This is a genomic window from Anaerobiospirillum sp. NML120449 (assembly GCF_023051105.1).
Classification (GTDB): domain Bacteria; phylum Pseudomonadota; class Gammaproteobacteria; order Enterobacterales; family Succinivibrionaceae; genus Anaerobiospirillum.
On the sequence record NZ_JALKIL010000046.1, the window covers coordinates 17,476 to 37,226 of the forward strand.

Sequence of the window (19,751 nt, forward strand, 5' to 3'; positions counted from 1 at the left end):
CATACGGCTGAGTATTGTGTGTTCAGCCTGCACAGCCTCAGTGCAGTTCCATAGTTAAAAAGTACAGGTGGTCGGTCAGATGAATGAAGCATACTCCAGGGCCCTGCCTACCATGCAGGCGCTCTTTGGAGTGCATCATGAGTATAAAACCAGGCTGTCAGGGAGCCTTGACGGGCGGTTCCCCGAAGACAGTCAGGTGCTCGATACTCTGATGCGCTCTGGATACTGGCATCTTTTGACGTGCTGAAAGCCTGCCACAGTCTGCGCAACGGGGCATCTGACCCCTCAGGCTGACTGCCATGGCATAAGGGCGGCTGCAGCTCAGTATCCGGTGCGTAAGAAATGACAGCTGCGGGCATTAACCTCCATGCCGCCCATAACGGGCATGGCATCTTATGAGCAGGTTGGGCGCACACAGCAGGACATGATCCGGCAGAAGGGAGCTCATTACGCACAAAAACAGGTCCATTATATATGTGGAAAATTGCCAAACCCGATGCAAATCATGATTTTGCACCAGTATGGTGCGCAGGTGGCATCCTTTTTTGATCCAGCACACACCACAACAGCATCATGGCACCTTAATTTAGTGTCTGAAAAGGCCAAAAGTGCCAGCCCATACCTCAAAAGGCCCGTTTTCGCCCCATCCCCATTCCCATGCACTGCACCTGGCAGTCTCCCTGCAACTCCCGATGCAGTTCCTGCCTTTTGAGCCCTCAGTGCAGGCATGGGCACGCCTGGCACAGCCTGGCCGTTGGCTCCAGAGCATACACAGTAACCAGGCTCCAGCAATGGGGCATGGCAGGGACCATGTCCGAGGTCGTGTTCCGGGCATGCCCGGGCATGGTCAATGGGGCATGCCATAGCGGCATGAATGGGGACATGGAGACAGGGACTGTCAGCAGTGATTTGCGGCAGGCAGAGCTGGCATTGAAGCTGATTTTTATGAGCAGCTTCACACTCTTAATGGTATAATGCGCCCCATCAGGATAGGTGTAATCCTTACCGGGCTGAGCCGATCGGCTGTGCCCTCTGACAGGCCTGTGACCCTGTCTTCTTTGTTTCTTTTCTTGTGGCCCAGATGAGGAAAGCTCCCAGCTGTCCAAATGGGTATCTTCTTATTATCTGTATCAGACTTTGCAAAGGATCAGCGGGGCCTGCCATTGTGAGCAGGACCTGACAGTCACGCCTGTGCGCGCTGCGCCCGGCGCCGTGTGCGTCTGACGGGCAGGGCGGCTCAGTGTGCGTCACCTCTTGCTGCCCTGTGCTCTGATGACGGTAACAGCATGCCCGGCGGCATCTTTCTTCAAAACTGCTGTCTGCTCTGTCCCAGGCGGGGCGGTGTGGACGTGTCCGGCCTGCGTCATTGCCTGGGCTTGCGCCCGGGATGCGGTCAGACTGGATGGCGGGCTGCCTGAATTTCTGATATTTACATGATTTGCACGGTGGCATCCTCAGTAAAATCCATCCTGGATCTTGCTTAGGAGGCGCCGATTAAAGTAAGCTTTTGCTTTTTGCACGCAAAAGAGCACGCAAAATTGCAAGCCGTTGGGCATGCCATAGGGCACGCCATGAGGCATGCCATAGGGCGCGCCATGAGGCATGCCATAGGGCACGCCATGAGGCACGCCCTGGTGTGCGCAGCGCTGTAAGGCGCCATAGTGCCGCAAGGCCGGGCAGGGGCTTCCGCTCATGATGAAGAGGGCGGGAGTGCTCAGGGGGCTGCCATCCTGTATAAGGTGCAGCCGGGTTAATTTCCTTTAAGGAACAGGTTTCATGACTGTCGATTATCGTTTCTTTGTCACACAGAGGGCGCAGAATCCTGCCTGGAAACTGCTCTGCGCAACTCATGCGCCGGTGATTCTGACCTTTGTTCATGAGGCCTTTATCAGGCAGTCACGTACTGCAGCCCCTGAGTCTGAGCTGGTCGAAGTCCTCAAGGACATCATTTTCAATATCAATGGCGGCCGCCTCAATCATCAGTCAGCTGCCCTTGATAATGCAGCTTTCTTCCGCGATTTCATGAATGAAACCGGAGCTGATGCCGCCTCATTACCAGGCGCCGGTCTTGACGGAAGCCTTGATGATGAGGGGGACGATGGCGAGGCTGAGCATGGGGGCTATGGTGCTTCCGGCGCCACAGGTGCCTCAGGCGGCGACGGAGGAGCTGATGGCGCTGATGCAGAGGATTCGGTGCAGGCCAGTGCTGAGCGTGCTGCAGCCCGCGCTGTTGAGCGCCGCCGCAAGGCTGATGAGCGTCTTGACAGCAATGAACTCAAGGATGAGCCGCTGTACTATCTGCGCCGCTGGTCTTCTGAAGAAGAGCGCTATTTCTTCTGCGAATATGAAGGCAGCAGCGACAGTGAGCCTGTTTACAAAATTACCCCTGACCTGCAGCGTGCCTATTCCTTTATCGTGAGCATGCACGATCAGAACCGCAACTTTATTCCTACCGAGTCGCGCTTCAAGGAACTCCTTGAGATCCTCAAGGAAGTGCATATGAGTACTGAGGGTAATGTTGAGGTATATCTTGAGGATCTGCTGGCCCAGCGTGAGGCTCTGGACCGTCAGATTGAAAAGGCCCGCCGTGGTGAGATCATCACCCTTTCTGACTCTCAGGTACGTGAGCGCTTCCTGCAGTTCCAGCATGATGCCATTGAGCTGGTTGATGACTTCCGTCAGGTGGAGTTCAATCTTGGTAATCTGGACAAGGAAATCATGCAGGACATTCTCAACTGGACCGGTCCGCGTGGTGAGCTGCTCGACAAGTACTTCAATCAGAACGAATACATTGAAAATACCGACCAGGGCCGTTCGGTAAAGGCCTTCTCCCGCCTGCTGCTGTCATCTTCAGATGACGAGCTCATTATCAAACGCATTGACAACCTTATGCATCATCCGGCCGTAGCTGATCTGCACAAGGATGAGCGTATCCACAATATTCACGATACCTGGCTGGCCTCACGACAGAATATCGAGCGCATCATGGGTGCCTCGACCAAGCGTATCAAGAGCTTCCTGCAGCCGGCCAATCTTGATGCCAACCGCTTCCTTAAGGAGCGCATCAAGTCCATTACCTCCAAGGTAATCTCCCTTACCCGTGAGGACGGCCTTGATAATCTGCCGCCCAAGCTCATCGAACTTGAGATTCCGCGTGCTGATATCAAAATTCCTTTTGACAGGCCTCTGGCTACCGTTTCTGACCGTCTTGAGTTCAATACTGAAATCAGGAATGACGAGTTCAGACCGGATGACCACCGTCTGTTTGATCAGGTAGTGGTAAACCCTGAGCTGCTGGCTCATCACATTGCCGAATACATGCTTGAAAAAGAGGAGGCTGATCTTATCGATATCGTTAAGAAACATCCTCTGGAGCACGGCATTACCGAGCTTACCACCTATGTGAAGCTGGCTATGGCCGGATTTGACCTTATTGAGGACAGCAGCCGCTACGATCTGTACCGCTGGGAGGCCGTTGACCCTGATGGCAACCGCGTTGCCCGCGTTGCCCGCCTCAAACACCTTACCTTAAAGCGCCGCTGATGGTGCATTGCGTTGGACAGGAGCCACCATGTCTGGATTTGATGACAGCACTGACAACAGTCAGGGCAATAAGCAGGATTACGATATGCTCTATGGTCAGCTCGACAGTCTTGCTGAGCAGGGAGCTGCCCTGAGTTCTGACTCTGCCGGTTCCGGCGCTGATGACGCCTGGGGCGGCAACTCTGCCTGGGCAAACCAGTGGGGCGCAGGCAGCCAGGAGGGCGATGCTGACGGTGATGGCAATGGCATGGACCAGACACCCGAAGACGCAGATGGTCAGGGTGATCGATCAGCACGCATCAGACTTGTAACTCCGGGAGCCCTGGTGGTCTATCTGCTCAAGGGCTATATCGACCGTGAGGACAATAAGCTGCTCTTTGAATCTCTGCTGCGTCAGGAGCGTGAGGTTGAGGAGTTCTGCCGCCGCATGTATCTGCGTCTGGTAGTTGACCATGATGCCGGCTATGCCTATGTGCGCTCTCTTACTGAAGAGGAAATGCCTGAGGACAACAGTCAGCGTCCTCCACAGCTGCTGACCCGCCGTGCCCTGCGCTTTTACGACAGCCTGATGCTTATTCTGCTGCGTCAGCGTCTGCTTGAGTTTGACATGTCAGGTCACTTTGGCCGTCTCGTTATGGAGCGCTCGGAGATTCTCTCCCTGGTCAAGACCTTCCTGCTCAATGTCAACAATGACAAGCGTCTTGATGACAATCTCAACCGTTCCATTGATGAGCTGTGCAGCCTTGGTCTGCTCTCCCGCAACAACTCCGGTGCTGCAGGCAGGAATAAGGGCAGGGAAAGCAAGGATATGGAGCGCTACGAGGTCAAGCGCATTATCAGTGTGATCATTACCCCTGAGATTCTCAAACAGGCCGATGACATTCTGGAAAGCTACGTTAAGCACATACGTGAAGGCGGCCGTTCCAAGAACCGCATTATGGACGGTGATGGAGAGGCAGGCATGGACGATGGCTTTGCCTCTGACTCTGCTCAGTAGCTTTGCGGAGCACTTTTTTCATGCAGGATTATTCTTTAACTGAGGACGGACACGAAGTAATGGACTCTGACAAGGATATCAACGAGAGCCAGAATCCTGAGCTCGACGCTCAGGAGCAGCAGGCTGCGCCAGCTGAGGCGGCTGTCGATGCTGCCATCGAGGCGGCCGCCGATGCGGCTGCTGACGCAGCTGACAGCGCTGCTGCTGACGGCACCGCCAGCGCAGCAAGCGGCGGCGTCGAGGGCGCAGCTGCGGGCTCTGACGGGGAAAAGATCCCTGATGCCGAGGCTGAAGTAGTCAACCTGGGCAGCGACAGTCTGCTTGAGATTGCCGATGATCAGGATGTAATGTCCCTTTCTGATGAGGAGCTGGCCCGCTTTGCCCGCCGTCCAGTCAGTTTTGAGGGCTTCCGTCTTGAGCGTGTGGACGTCTATAACTGGGGCAGCTTTAACAACAACGTAAAGTCTGTGTACTTTGGCGGCCAGAACGTTCTCATGACCGGTGATAACGGTGCGGGCAAGTCCTCCATTATTGACGCCATTACCGTACTGCTCTACGACGTCAAGAAGGTCACCTTCAACCAGGCAGCCGGTGCTGAAAAGGGCGAACGCTCTCTGTCGTCATACGTGCTTGGTCTTTATAAGAACGACAACAGCTCGGGCGTCAAGACCGAAATGGGTCTGCGTTCACGCGACAAGGCTGTACTTACCGTACTGATGGCCACCTTCTACAACAAGGCCCTCAATGAGTATGTGGTACTGGTACAGTGCATGGTCATTGCCCGTCCCAAGAACACTCCAAGCCGTTACTACTTCATTGGTAACCGCGACTTCAATCTGCAAAATGACGTACTGCCGGTAAAGGACATACGCGATCTGGGCCGCAGACTTTCTGCTCTGGGTGCACAGCGCTATGACAGCTTCTCCCAGTACTACAGCCAGATGCAGCGTCTCTTTGGTATTGAGAATACCAAGGTGCTCGACCTGTTCTACAAGACCATTTCCATGAAGTCCATTAACAATATTTCGGACTTCGTGCGCAACCAGATGCTCGAGGATTTCAACGGCGATGAGCTGGTTGATCAGATGGTCGAGCGCTTTAATGATCTTGATGCCTCCTACCGCTCAGTAGAGGAGGCCCGCAAGCAGGTTCAGGCTCTGGAGCCAATTGTGGTCAAGGGTGAGGAATACAAGAATATCCGCACCCAGAAGGACTTCCTCAATCGCTGCTCTGACGGCGTAGGCCCTTATCTGTACAAGAAAAAGGCCGAGCTTATTACTGAGGAAATCGAGCGCAACAACAGAAGAATTTCCGAGCTTGAGGCTGAAGCTGCTCATACTGCAGAGCAGATTGAGTCCATCAGCGCTCATATGATGTCCACCACTCAGGAAATGTCCCAGCATGGCGGTAACCGCCGTGAAATGCTGGTGCAGAGCATCAATCACGAAAAGAGTTCCCGTGAGCGTGTGTTCCGTAACTACAACGTTATGGCAACCTTTATCACAACTCTTGACCTCAATCCTGTTACTGATGAGCGCAGCTTCAAGAGCATGATGTCCAGCCTCAGTACTCTGAGCGACAAGTTTGCCTCCAGCATTCAAAGCTATGAGGAAAGCATTACCTCACGTAATGTAGAGCTCAAGCAGGAGAGCTCACGTCTGCTGGAAATCAACGATGAACTGCGTTCCCTGCGTGGCCGTAAGAGCAATCTGCCAAGCCGTCATATTGAGGTGCGTAATCGTATTGCCGCCCACATTGGCTGTAAGGATACCGATCTGCCTTTTGCCGGTGAGCTCATGCAGATCCGTGCTGATGAGAAGGCTCGCTGGGAGCTGGCCATTGAAAAGGTTCTCCATGGCTTTGCTCTGTCCATGCTGGTTCCTGAGGAGCACTATGCCGAGGTTGCAAGTTTCGTAAACAGCAACAATATTGGCATGCGTCTGGTGTTCTACCGCATCCGTGAGGCTGATGCCTCCACCAGTGCAGCAGCATCCACCACCATGGGCTCGGTCTTTGGCCGTCAGCTCAATGGCTTTGGCATGCGTTCAGGCTCTGAGACTCTGCCACGCAAGATTGAGATCAAAAACGATCCTGTCTTCCAGGGCTTCCTGCGCAATCACCTTGAAAAGAACTTCAACTATGTCTGTACTGAGGACATGACCGAGTTCCGTCAGGAGCGTATGGCTCTTACTCCAAGCGGTCTTAGCAAGGTAGGCGGACGTAACGAAAAGGACGATCGTCGTTCCCAGCACGGTAATGACTTCATTCTGGGCTGGTCCAACGAAGAAAAGATCCTCTTCCTGCAAAACGAGTACACCCGCTGCAACACCATGGTGTCTACCATTGAGGAGACCATCAAGGGACTGCGCAGCGATATGAGTACTATCGCCAACAAGCAGCAGATGATTGCCCGCCTGAGCGAAATTCAGGGCTATGAGTATGTGGACTACATGAGCATTGACGCCACTATTGAGCGTCTGCAGGCTGATCTTGACGAGATCAACCGCTCCAACGACATTGTGGCCACACTTACTCACAAGCTCGACGAGTACCGTCAGGACAAGAAGAATCTCGAGGACCGTCTGAGCAACTGTCAGCGTGAGCTCGGTCAGCTCCAGTCCCGTAATGAAATGCACATGAATGAGCATCGTCATGCTCTTGATCTGTCCATTTCTGCTCAGTATCTGAGCGCCGAAATTATCAATGCCATCAACCACCTGGTAGAGAAGGCTCAGGAACGTCTTAAGTACACCACCCTGACCTATGACCGTGTGGAGCACCTGGTCAGCGAAATTGTTTCTGTGCTCAAGCATGAAAGTGCCAGCCTGACCGTGCGTGAAAACGCTCTGGCTCAGGAGCTGGTAAATCTGCAGAGCCGCTTTACTCAGAGCTTTGTTGTAGCCGGACGTAATCTTGATGCATCCCGTGCTGCAGCCTGGGAGGACTTCCGTGACTTCCTTGACAAGCTCATGCGTGACGATCTGCCACGCTTTGTCGATGCATTCAAGGACAAGCTCAACCGCGAGACCATCGACCAGCTTGGTACCCTCAATGCCGCTCTGATTACTCAGTGCCGCAAGATTAAGGAGCGCATCTCCGACATTAACTCCATCATGAAGGATGTGGACTTCAATCCTGACCACTACATTCAGATGGAAGCCCGTGAAAGCCCTGACAATGAGATTAAGCAGTTCCGCATTGATCTGCGCAGCTGCACCACTCAGGAACAGGTTGAGGGTGAGGAAGAAGAGGGCTCATCAGCACTTGAGCGTGCCGAGCAGCGCTTCTACAAGGTTAAAGCCCTGATCGACCGCTTCAAGGGTGAGGTCAACGGCGCTGAAATTGACCGTCGCTGGCGTAACAAGGTAACTGACGTAAAGCAGTGGTTTGATTTTGCTGCCTCCGAACATACCCGTGAAGATGACAGCCAGGTTGACTACTACGAGGACTCAGGTGGTAAGTCCGGTGGTCAGAAAGAAAAGCTGGCCTATACCGTACTTGCTTCATCCATTGCCTATCAGTACCGCTCCAAGGCACGCCGTCAGGGTGGTATTGAGGTCAATGAGGCCCTGGACCGTGCCCAGATGGAAAGCGCCAGCGGCAATGATGAGAATGCAGCTGCTGCTGAGGCTGCTGCCCTTGCAGCCCAGCAAAATCAGAGCTGCAACAGCTCCGATCGCTCTTATCGCTTCGTAATTATTGACGAAGCCTTCGGCCGTGGCTCACCTCAGTCTGTGGACTATGCTCTGACTCTGTTCAGCAAGTTCAATCTGCAGCTGCTGGTAGCTACCCCTATGCAGAAGCTCGACATCATTGAAAAGTATGTCAACCATGTAGCTTTTGTATACCGTGATGAGGACAGTCATGAGTCCACCGTACTCAATTACGAGCTCGATGACTATATCGTCAAGCGCCGTCTCAAGGAGCAGATTGCCCGTCCGGCCATACTCAATCGCAAGATTGAGGGCGATCCTTTAAGCGGCCTGAGCCCTGAGGAGGCTACCCGTCTGTACAATGAGCTCGATGAGCGCATTATCAGCGAGCAGGACCGCTTTGCCGGTCCAAGGGTCAACCCTGAGCGCCCAGCAACCGCATCAGCCTCCAGCGCCAATGATGGCGCCTCCGGTGGCGCAGGCGCCGCCGACAGCACATCTGGCAGTGCCTCTGGCAGCGATGCTCAGCCGGCCCCAAAGGCCAGCTCCCGCCGCCGCAAGGCTGCAGCATCAGCAGGAGCTGAAGCAGCCGCCGATGCAGCTGACGCCGCCTCATCCTCTGCAGCTGACGCCGCTGCAGAGGATGCAGGCAGCGCAGGCGCTGAGGCTGCCTCAGGCGATGCTTCAGAGGTCGGTGCCTGTGGCAACGCTCAGAGCGCTGCAGAGAGCAGCACTGACAGCGAGGCTGAAGGCGCTGCTGACAGCGTCCCTGAGGAAAATGTCGAAAATAAAGAAGACCACATGCATCTTAAGGGTGATGATGGCAAATACCTCGACCCTGAGGTCTACGCCTCACGCCTGAAAGAAGAGCGCAAGCTTAATGAGGCCCGTCGTACTGATGAGGCTCTGTCCCGTCTGGATTTCCTGGATTCACTGTACAGCACTCCAGGGGACGAGGACTCAGTGGTCGATATCTCCATTGACGACTCAAGGGGCTACGATGCTGCAAAGGGTACCTCAGAGGATGGGGATCAGGTCTTTATGTATGACCTTGAGCCTGAGTTCAATGAGGAGCGCGCTTCGGCAAAGAAAGGCAAAAAGAAAGCTAAGGAAGAGGAAGAGGAGCCTCATTATGAGCATTCTCTTGACGAACTGGTCATTGAGGATGACGACGAGGACGACCTCTGATAACAGCCATGGCCGGCTTTTCTGACAGTATTTGCTTAAGGTCATTACTGAACTTCATTACTGACAGCAAAAGCCTGTCCCCTCAAAGGCATCGCAGCTAAGGCTGCGGTGCCTTTGCCCTGATTAGGCCCTGCACAACGCCAGAGCCGCCCGGAACCACGGGGATCGTGCCTATGCCTGGTCCGCGCCTTATGGCATGGCATGGCATGGCATGGCATGGCCTGCGCCAGTGCGCCTGTGCGCAGGGAACGCAACCTCAGGGGGCATTTTGAGCCACGGTGGGGCGTGTTCAGATCGCTTTATAAAGGCTGTTGGGATTGTTTGAGGGCTGCCGTATAATGGCCCTGAATCCCGCAGGCACAGTGTATGCCCTCTAAACTTTCCTGGCATGGCCAGAGCTTGCAGGATCGCGAGATAAAACAGCCGTTTTGCGGGCATTAAATATTTATTTCCAGTCAGCAGGTATTACCTGCATCAGGGATGCTTATGATCAGCAGCTTTTTTAAACGCCTTTGTGGCACTGTTACAGTATGTGCCGTGATTTCCAGCGGCATGATGGCTGCCTCACAGGTACAGGCCGCTCATGGCAGCTACAATCCCATGATGCCTCGTCAGCTTACTGCTGAGGCCTCTCAGACTGATTATTCGTACGGTTACAGTATTCTGTCAGGTCATGCCATCGATACCCTTGATACTCCTAACCGTTACATGTGGTATCTCAACTACAATATTCTCGACAATTATGTGCTCCGTCCGGCAGCTCACGGCTATGCAAAGCTGCCAAAGGGAGTACAGAGCTCGGTAGGTAATTTCTTTAACAACCTCTCTGAGGTCAATAACGTGCCTAACAATATTCTGGTAGGCCGTTTTGCTGATTCTGGTACCTCGCTGCTGCGTCTTGCCATCAACAGCACCATTGGCATTCTGGGCTTTTTTGATGTGGCCTCATACATTGGCCTTGAGTACCGCCCTATGAGCATGAGTACCGTTCTGGGCAAAGGCAAAGTAGAGCAGGGTCCTTTCATGATGGTTCCACTTTATGGTCCAACTACTGCCCGTGAGGTCCATGGCGACACCATCGACGGTATGCCATTTGCCTTCCTGTCATGGCCGGTGACACTGGGCAAGTTCGTGATTGAGGGCGTGCACAACCGTGCTCAGCTTATCGATCAGGAAGGTGTGATTGACAATGCTGTAGACCCATACATTCAGACCCGTGATGTCTTCCTCATGTATGGTGAGAACAAGGTCAATCCGGTTCAGGACGGCGAAGTACAGAGCGATGACGGCTTTGACGAAAGCCTGCTCGACGAGATTGACGGCTGACAGTTTTAAGCTGTCCATACCCGGCCCGGTCAGTGCCCTCAACAGGGCACTTCCGGGCCTTTTGATTTTTTACGGGCCCAGTCCCTGTCGGGCAGTCCCTGTCGGGCCCAGTCCCTGTCGGGGCCTGGCCCATGCCCAGTCAGGACCAGGTCCGCCCGTGGCCTGGCCTGACTCAGCCAGGCGGGGCATTGCCCGGGCATAACTTATGAGTGATTGTGTGGAGGGGCAGTGCTGCTGCCTTAAAAGGAGTACATGGTGATTAAGCAAACTACAGATGCTCAGCTGCACAGAGAGCAGCTTGATGAGCTGCGCAGCCGCATTGATGATCTGGATGATGAAATTGCCAGTCTGATTCAGGCCCGTATGAATCTGGTTCACAGCGCAGCCGCCATCAAATCAAGCTCTGGTGAGGGAGCGGTCAGCCCGGTACGCGAGCAGAGCATTCTTGAGCATGGTGCCGCCCTGGAGCGCAAGTACGGCCTGCCACCGTCGTTGATGCAGGATCTGCAGCGCCGTATTCTGCGCGAGTCTTATGTCGACAAAGGATCAGGTGCCTTTGCTCAGGCCCACTTTGAACACCATCATGACGAAATGGCCACTAATGACATATGTGCATCCGAGGCAGCACCGGCTGCATCCGCAGCAGACGGTGCTGCAGCGTCCTCGTCCGCTCCAGCTGCTGACAGCGACATCTGTCATGTATGCATTGTCGGTGGTCAGGGCGCCATGGGCCGCTTCTTTGCCAGCTATCTGGAGGCTGCGGCATATCAGGTAAGCACTGTGGATGTTGGTGATTATGGTGTAGATAACCAGGGCAGGGCTATAAGCTCTCCTGAGGACTCAGTGGCTGCAGCCCGTCTCAGGCAGGCTGACTGGTGCATTGTTTCCGTGCCTATTGATGTTACTGCCAGGGTAATTGAGCAGGTATGCGCCTTTATACGTCCTGACTGTGTGCTCAGTGATCTGACATCGGTCAAGGGCGAGCCGCTGCAGGCCATGCTGCGCTGCCATAAGGGACCGGTGCTGGGACTGCACCCAATGTTTGGTCCTGATACCTTCTCCCTGGTAAAGCAGGTAGTAGTGAGTGTGCCTGGACGCGACCACTCAAGCTGTGCCTTTATCGAAGAGCAGCTGCGTATCTTTGGAGCCCGTGTGGTCACCTGCAGCGCCCGTGAGCACGATGATGCCATGAGGGTGATTCAGGCACTGCGCCACTTCACCACCATTGCCTACGGCAACTTCCTGCGACAGCGCTTTGGCAACAGCATCAGCAGCCCGGCTGCAGATGGGGCTGCCGCTACCCAGGCAAATCCAGCATCACCTGCCAGTGCAGGGCAGCATGAAGCTGGTCAGCCGGGCAGCCGCTTTATTGAGCAGCTGCTGCAGCTGAGCTCTCCTATTTACCGTCTGGAGCTTATGATGGTGGGCCGTCTTTTTGCTCAGGATCCTGGGCTGTACTGTGAGATTATTTCTTCATCAGAGCTTAATCTGGAGCTTATTGAGCAATATGTGGACTGCGCTTCCCGCGCCCTGCAGATGCTGCGTAATGATGACAAGGAAGGCTTTATTGAGCAGTTCCGTGAAACAAATGCTTTCTTTGGTGACTTTGCCCGCATGTTCCTTAGGGAAAGCGGTACCGTGCTTGCCCTGGTGCAGGACAGCTGCCGCCTGTAACCTGCAGCCCGGCCGCCTTCCGCCGCCCGGCCAGTTCCTGGCTGCAGGCGCGCCCGGCGCGGCATCATGGCTGCTGCCATGAAGCTGCCGGTCCAGCTGCCCTGCAGACGGAGTTTGCAGCTGCCATGCAGGTGCCCTGCAGACGGCATTGCAGCTGCCATGCAGATGCCGGTTCAGCTGCAGTGCAGATGGCATTGCAGCTGCCAGGGAGCAAGGTTATGACGGCTTATCATTGGGGTGCTTGTGTTATTATTATTGACTGTTTTTCTGACCGTCATTGATGTCAAAAGTTAAGAGCAAAGGCGCAAAGGTTGGCGTATGTTCACATTGGGATTCCTCAAAAAGACTCTGTTCTGGCTGCTGGTGCTGCTGGCTGTTTTCTGTCTGTTGCTGGTAGCTCAGATTAAGACGGCTACCTGGCTGTTTGACAGCAAAATTGGCAGTACTCTTGCCAAAATAGAAAACCGCGTTCCTGGACTGCAGCTTGAGTACACACCTGCTAATGACAGCTTTACCGAGCGCAATGGTCGCCTTTTCTACCGTTTGCCGTTAAAACCAGGCAATACTCTGGGAGAGGACTTTATTTCAGGTGCCATAGACCTGCGTCTGCTCTTCGGTCCGCTGCGCCTGTCCGGTGCTGTGCAGTCAGTAGCCGGTGCCGGTAACCTGGAGGCCATTCTGGCCAAGTACCATGTTGATCCTGTCTCCTTTACCGGTGTGTTCAATGCAACTGCAGTCTCACCAAAGCTTGAGGGCAGTTTAAAGACTGATTCTTTCCTTATTCCTACCAGTACCGGTATCTGTAAACTGGGCCAGAACTCGCTGAGCTTCCATGCCACCTCCACTGAAGATGTGGATGTGTCTTTCCGCTCAGCAGGTGCCGTTTGCGAAGGCGCAATGCGCTATAACGACAAGCCTAATTACCGCCTTGATCTGACCGGTCTTGATGTGCGCTTCCTGCCACGTATCATCGACAAAAAGCCGCACTTTGAAAGCCTGGTGGTCAATCTCCAGCAGCTGGAGTTCAAATTCTCCACACTCTATGCCATTGGCTTTGACCCTGATGACAATGTGCGCGATCCTTCCATTCAGGACGCCATTTCCTTTAACAATATCTCAACCATGATTACCCTGACCCAGCCTGACAGTGAGGGCATGACCCGTCTGTCCTTTGAAAACAGCGGTAATTACGGCTTTGCCTTCCCTTATATACGCTACAACGTGGTTCAGCCTTACTATCAGCTCGATAATTTCAAAATTGATGCTGACATTGAGCGCATCTCCATTCCCAACCTGCTGTCAGCTGCTCAGAATATTGTGAAGTCTGCCGACAGTGAGTTTGATACCAAAAAGGTGGTGCACGAGATTTTACGTGGCTTTACCGATCTCATTACTCTCACTGTTAATAACTTTGGCTACAGCCATAAAGGTGAGAGCTTTAATATCAGCGGTAAGACCTTGCTCTCCTTTGACGAGCATGGCGCCAAGCCAAAGATTTCCCGCTTTGACTCTGAATATAAGATCAGAGCTGACCGCAATCTGGTGCTGGAGGTTGCCGGTGAGGATTACTCACGTCTGATCCATGATGGTGTAGCTGCAGGTCAGATTACTGATGATGGTGTTCAGTACACCACCGAAGTAAAGCTTCTGGGCAAGAGCGTCACTATGAACGGTATTCCTCTTACTGATCTCAAGACTCAGGATGACCTGCTCTACGAAGAGGAGCAGCGTGCCCTTAAGGAGCAGCAGGCTCAGGAGCAGGCCGATAAGGCAGCTCTGGAGGCTGAAATTGAAGCTGCCAAGCGCGCTCAGGAGAATCTGCCATCACTGGTTGAGGGCAATCTCAACAGCGCCAGCGACATGCCGGCCGAAGCCGAATAATCTGGCCAGCAGCCAGGTCAGCGACCGCCCGCCGTAAGGTCCGCTGACCGGCCGCCGTAAGGTCCGCTGACCGGACCGCCGCAGACCAGCATGGCAGCGCCAGGTGCTGCCAGGTGCGTCCCATGGCACTGACATTGAGCAGAGCTTTCCAGGAATAAATGCCAAAATAATGTTAACCTGACAGAAAACAAGATAAATAACAGCTTTATTGAGCACATAGTGGTTCAATATTGCATATTCAGCTCATTCTCATTTCGGAGTAGGGCCCTATGACTACAAGTTCTTATACTTTATTAGATGATGACAGCTTCGCATTCAAGATTGATCACCTTGGGTTAGTTGCTGCGCTCATGTCAGAGGATGATCTTATTTCCAAGGTTAACTTGATGATTCCTGAGATTGGTCCACATGTTAAGCTGACATCAGGAGAGCTGTTCAGGATAATGGTTCTGCGCATGACCAGCAATTTCATGCCTGGCGGTCTGAACAGCATACAGAAATGGGCAGGAACGGTACCTTCAAGCTTACTTGGTAACGTTGGTGAAGATGAGAACATAGTAAAGGCAACCAACAGGTTTGCTGCAGGTCGCATGTTGGACAAGATATCTGAGTATGGTCCAGCCTCCTTTCTAATCGACTTCATGGCTACCGTTACCCCTGCAGAAGAAGTACAACAAGCACATCTGGACAGTACCTCGATTCATTGTCACATGATGCCCCAGGATAACACTGCTCTTGAGATTGCTGATCCTGAACTTATACGTTCTATGCTTCCAGAGAATGAAGAGTTGCCTCGTGGGCTTCTCAAGGGCAATCAACCTGTTTCAATCAAGCATGACTACTCAAGAGATGATCATCCTGAGCTTGCGCAAATAGGCATCCTGGGCGTATCTGCAAGAACATCTGCATGCGGGCGCCCTCACCTGATTTTTGCTGCCCCTGTCAGCGGCAACGAAAATGATATTTCAAGATTTAAATCTTTCGCAATGGATGGCGAGCTGCATTCTTTAAAGCAGAAGTATCCGAATCTCTCCTTGCTCGTTATGGACTCAGCAGGTGCCACACCAGAGACTCTTTCTGCATGCAAGAGGCTCGGCATCAATGTCATTACAAGAATGCCAGACAAATGCTTCAAGACTGAGCTGAAACAGGCTGCAGATGGTCTGCTTGCATTCGATGAATTTGAAGTCAAGGACAGTAATCAAACTGATGGGCCTGCTGTTACTGTCAAGTACGCATGGCTTCCAAATCAGGAATTCGGCAAATCTGAAGAGTCATCTGTTGGGCTAAAACGTATCATGTTCATTGCTGAAGCAAACCGGTCTGCCAAGGAGAAGACAGTCAGAGCAAGAGCTAATAAAGAGCTGAAAGAGATCAGCAAAAAGCTGGAGGAGCTCTGGACAACCCCTGGATCCTGTATGAATGACGCTGTGCGTGACTTTGAAGAGATTCAAAAGAAGCTTCGCCTTTGCTCCATTTGTACCCCTGAGTTCGAGGAAGTCTTCGGCTACACTCACAGAGGCAGACCAAAGAATGGTGAGGCCAAGTCTGTTATCGGAGTGAGAGTTAAGGCTACAGCCTGCACAGATGATGAGGCTATAGCCAAAGCCATAGAGAAGGAGCTCTACTACGTTACAGCCACAACTGAGACCAGCATGGAGACAACACGTGAGTCTGCCAGAATCCTGTATCAGACATACCACGGACAATCAGACATTGAGGAGGTATGGAAGAGCATCAAAGCTACAGGAACCTTCTTTGACAGCTTCTTCTTCAAAAGCGAAAAGCGTATGCGTGCGCTGGTTGTAGTCATGGCAATTGCTAACTTCTACGCTCAAAGAGTTCTTGAGTTGATCGCAACTGTTTGCATTGATAATGGGCGCAAAATATCACTCGACAGTGAGCCAGATTGCCAGCGCCCATCATGGAAGCAGCTGCTTAAGTTCTCTGATGAAACCTCAACTGTAGCAACATTCGACGCTGCCAGTATGCACTATTCCAGACGCTACAAGGATTCAATCTTTTACCTTGCTGCAAAGCTGTTGGGACAAAATGCCTTGGACTACTATGAATCCGAAGCACTGGTTAGAAGAGCCCAATATATTTACAGAACAGCGGTTGAGTGGGACAGAATCAGGCAAAATCAGGTGTTTATCAGGGCTTAGTTTTTTATTCCAAGGTTGCTCTGCTCAATGTCAGTGGCATGCCGGCCGCAGACAGAAACAAAAAAGCCCGCCTTAATCTGACAGATTGTCAGAACAGGCGGGCTTTTTTATGTGCCTCTGTGCAGATGCGCTCAGTGGGGCTGACGCATCAGCTGCGAATACTCTTAAGAGTGAGGATAAAACTCTGTCTCTTGCGGAAGAAAACCAGGAAGAAGAGCACCATGGAGGCTACAAGCAGACCGGCTGTAATAATCTGGCCCATCATCTTTGACGGGATTACGCCACCCTGAGTAAGGCTCATAATGGATGGAATAGCCACAAAGAGGAAGCTGATAAGCAGCACGCGGATATAGCGCACCATGGCCTCATTTGGGCTGTTGCGGCGGGCGAGCTTGACTGGAATGGTCATACCCTGACCTGGCTGCTGGTGATACTTTGGACCTTCAATAATTGCAGGACGGGCGGTATAGCGGAACAGAGCGGTCTTTACGCCAGGACGGGTAACCACCTCAAGCTTCATATCCAGCAGGCCATTGACGTTGCACTCAATTGCTTTTTCGATGAGAGCTGAGCGGCACTCACGCTCGGATGCTCCCTCAGCGGCGATGAGATACTCGCGCTCATCCTTGATGGTCTCATGCTCAGGATAGCGTGCTTCAGTGGTAAGACCTACCTTTTCATTGTGCATGACCAGAGCTTTTACTGAGGTCAGTACAGCCTTGCCCGGGCTGAACATGGATGGGGAGCTCTCTACGTCTGCCTCAACATCAGCGCCCATGGCCATAGCCTCATCAGAGGCAAAGGAACCCAGCTCAGCACGGTAGGTTTCAATACTTTCTGAGCAGTAGATATCGCAGAATCCTTTATCGCGATCAATCGCAATAACAGTGCCTTTCATCAAAAAAATCCTCCAAATTTGCCCGGCAATTATAGCACGCACCGCATATCTCTCCCCAAAAAGCTAATCCCCATCACTATCCCGGTTTCAATTCCCATCCCCATCCCCATCCCTACCCAGGCCCATCGCATTCCTGTCGCAAGCCCGCCACTGCCAGCGCCAGTACCGTCCACTCTTGACGACCGCCATGACAGTCTTTGAGCAGACATGAACTGACATGAGCTGAAATGAACTGACTCTGTTAAGCATTGTCGGGAAGAACCAGGATTTCTGTCGGCACCGGGCTGATATTAAAGCCAATGCGTGCAGCAAAAGCTATAACAACCTGTTAAGGAAAAGCTGAATTATGCAGTACCTTATTCATTTTAGATTGCATATGTACCATGCACCTGAAATTTGAAATAACACATTACATATAATTTTGTAGAGTTCTCTTGCATCATGACTTTGCGCGCAGCGAAATTGCCTTATTTATGAAATATTGGCTCAGCAACCAATGTTACTCATGCCCCTCAGGGACGATAAATGTGGAGTCAGGAATGGACAGTGTAATCAACATGTCACCTGGCTTTAATATGACCTGGATGCTTTCTAATACAATATGGTTAGCTGTATTATGCGGTAAGGCGTGCTTTACCCTGGTATATTGCAAGGGGCCAGCTCATTTGCGCAATTGCCCTGCGCAAAGAAAGCAGCTGGTCATATGTCATATGCCTGGTAAATTTCCCGGCGACTAACCGCAGATACTTGAGGCTGCAGTGGCTGAATGGCAACCAGGAGCGGCACGGCCAGCAAGGCCAGCTGACCATCATGGTCAGAACAGCAAGCAAGGCCAGCACAGGGGGAAGAGTTGTTTGTGAGGCAGGAGACAGGCGCGAGGGCTTGCCATGAAAGTGCAGCTGAGGGAGCAGGGGCTGCTTTCGGCCATGGACGTTTTCAGGCAAGGTTTGTAGAGCAGGGACTGTTTTCAGGAGAAGTTGGTGGGGGGGAAGGACGTTTTCAGGCCAGGTTACTGGTGCAATGGGCGCTTTCATGCCGGGTAAGTGGGGCTGGTGATTTTTTGCGATTTTATCGGTTTTTGTGAATATAATGTCCTGGTGCTAAGCTTTTTTAGATACACTGTGAACAGGCTGGATTGTCCAGTCACTTCTTTCATATTTAGAGGTTGTCATGCGAATTTTGCTGTTCATTGCCATGCAGGTAGCCGTCCTTTTAGTGGTAGGCATTGTTGGCTCCATTCTTATGTCTCTCTTTGGCATCAGACTTTCTCCTGGCTCCTACACCGGTCTGTTTGTCATGTGCGCCATCTTTGGCTGCGTGGGCTCGATCGTTTCTCTGTTCATGTCAAAGTCCATGTGCAAGGCCTCTTATGGTGTCGAAATCATCACTTCACCACGTAATAATGCTGAAGCCTTTCTGTTAAACGAAGTGGCATCCATGGCCCAGCGTGCCGGTATCGGCATGCCTGAGGTAGGTATCTACCACTCTGCCGAGCCAAATGCCTTTGCTACCGGCGCCTCCAAGGATAATGCCCTGGTGGCCGTATCAACCGGTCTTATGAACAATATGAGCGCCGATGAGATTCGTGGTGTACTGGGTCACGAAATCTCCCATATTTCCAATGGCGACATGGTTACCATGACCCTGCTGCAGGGCGTACTCAATACCTTTGTGTACTTCTTCTCCTACATTGCAGCTCAGGCCGTATCCGCTTTCTTCAGCCGCTCCAGCAGCGACTCAGAGTCCAGCAGCAGCAATCCTTTTATCTTCTACGCTGTTAACAGCGTTTTCCAGATTCTCTTCGGCATTCTGGCCACCATCATCTCCATGTGGTTCTCCCGTTACCGTGAGTACCGTGCTGATGCCGGCTCTGCTGACCTGGAGGGTACTCAGAGGATGATTGGTGCCCTGCAGGCTCTGCAGAGAATGTCTTCGCTGAATGTACAAAAAGAGGGTCAGTTCTCTGCCCTGTGCATCAATGGCGGCATTTCCGTATCCGAGCTCTTCATGAGCCACCCTCCACTTGAAAAGCGTATTGCCGCACTGCGTGCCCGTGGTCGTTAATCACAGCATCACCAGTAGCCTGACTGATTGCTCAGGCGGCCAGCCCTGAACCCCTGGTCTAAGCTCAGGATTTAAGGGCGGTCGGGCCAGTGGCCATATGCCATGTGCCATGGGCCCTGGCACTGGGCACTGACCATGGACAGGTAGTCCATGGCTATGTGACCGTGAACCTCAGGGCCTGGCAGGTCAGATACTGGCCAGGAAAAAAGGACAGCTGAAAAGCTGTCCTTTTTTCTTGTGTGCTCGGCATGAGCATTATCTTGAGGGTTAAAGTCCCTTACGCACCCGCTAGTGGGAAGCGTTAGCTGAAAGCAAGGTACAGTGTGGTGACACCTGTGCTGAAAGAAGCTGGTTGTGAGCTA

The 19,751-nt window shown here is 52.6% G+C and carries 9 protein-coding genes; 8 read left to right on the plus strand and 1 reads right to left on the minus strand.

The genetic code is table 11. The features are described from left to right. Positions 1-1,776 precede the first annotated feature (1,776 nt). The 7 genes from MXE41_RS11100 to MXE41_RS11130 all read left to right on the plus strand — a co-directional run bounded on the left by MXE41_RS11100 (position 1,777) and on the right by MXE41_RS11130 (position 16,427). Positions 1,777-3,543: a DUF3375 family protein gene (locus MXE41_RS11100; protein WP_246978323.1), complete on the plus strand. Its 1,767-nt coding sequence runs from the start codon at positions 1,777-1,779 to the stop codon at positions 3,541-3,543. 28 nt (positions 3,544-3,571) lie between these two features. After that, positions 3,572-4,540 (plus strand): DUF4194 domain-containing protein, encoded by a 969-nt coding sequence (locus MXE41_RS11105; RefSeq protein WP_246978322.1) that lies wholly within the window; start codon positions 3,572-3,574, stop codon positions 4,538-4,540. 20 nt (positions 4,541-4,560) lie between these two features. After that, complete coding sequence (locus MXE41_RS11110; protein ID WP_247100535.1) at positions 4,561-9,381, plus strand: SbcC/MukB-like Walker B domain-containing protein; 4,821 nt, start codon at positions 4,561-4,563, stop codon at positions 9,379-9,381. A gap of 486 nt (positions 9,382-9,867) precedes the next feature. Further along, the gene (locus MXE41_RS11115) at positions 9,868-10,707 is read left to right on the plus strand and encodes a VacJ family lipoprotein (protein WP_246978320.1); all 840 of its coding nucleotides are present in this window, start codon (positions 9,868-9,870) and stop codon (positions 10,705-10,707) included. 252 nt (positions 10,708-10,959) lie between these two features. Further along, on the plus strand, positions 10,960-12,381 hold the full coding sequence (locus MXE41_RS11120) for a prephenate dehydrogenase/arogenate dehydrogenase family protein (protein ID WP_247100536.1): 1,422 nt from the start codon (positions 10,960-10,962) through the stop codon (positions 12,379-12,381). 318 nt (positions 12,382-12,699) lie between these two features. Further along, complete coding sequence (locus MXE41_RS11125; protein WP_247100537.1) at positions 12,700-14,262, plus strand: hypothetical protein; 1,563 nt, start codon at positions 12,700-12,702, stop codon at positions 14,260-14,262. Between the two features lie 269 nt (positions 14,263-14,531). After that, the gene (locus tag MXE41_RS11130; RefSeq protein ID WP_247100538.1) at positions 14,532-16,427 is read left to right on the plus strand and encodes an IS1634 family transposase; all 1,896 of its coding nucleotides are present in this window, start codon (positions 14,532-14,534) and stop codon (positions 16,425-16,427) included. 148 nt (positions 16,428-16,575) lie between these two features. On the opposite strand, the gene MXE41_RS11135 is transcribed toward MXE41_RS11130, so the two are convergent. Next, the gene (locus tag MXE41_RS11135; protein ID WP_247100539.1) at positions 16,576-17,325 is read right to left on the minus strand and encodes a hypothetical protein; all 750 of its coding nucleotides are present in this window, start codon (positions 17,323-17,325) and stop codon (positions 16,576-16,578) included. Positions 17,326-18,495: 1,170 nt separating this feature from the next. On the opposite strand from MXE41_RS11135, the gene htpX reads away from it, so the two are divergent. Next, positions 18,496-19,389, plus strand: coding sequence for a protease HtpX (gene htpX, locus MXE41_RS11140; protein WP_246978315.1), 894 nt, complete (start codon positions 18,496-18,498; stop codon positions 19,387-19,389). Positions 19,390-19,751: the final 362 nt, after the last annotated feature.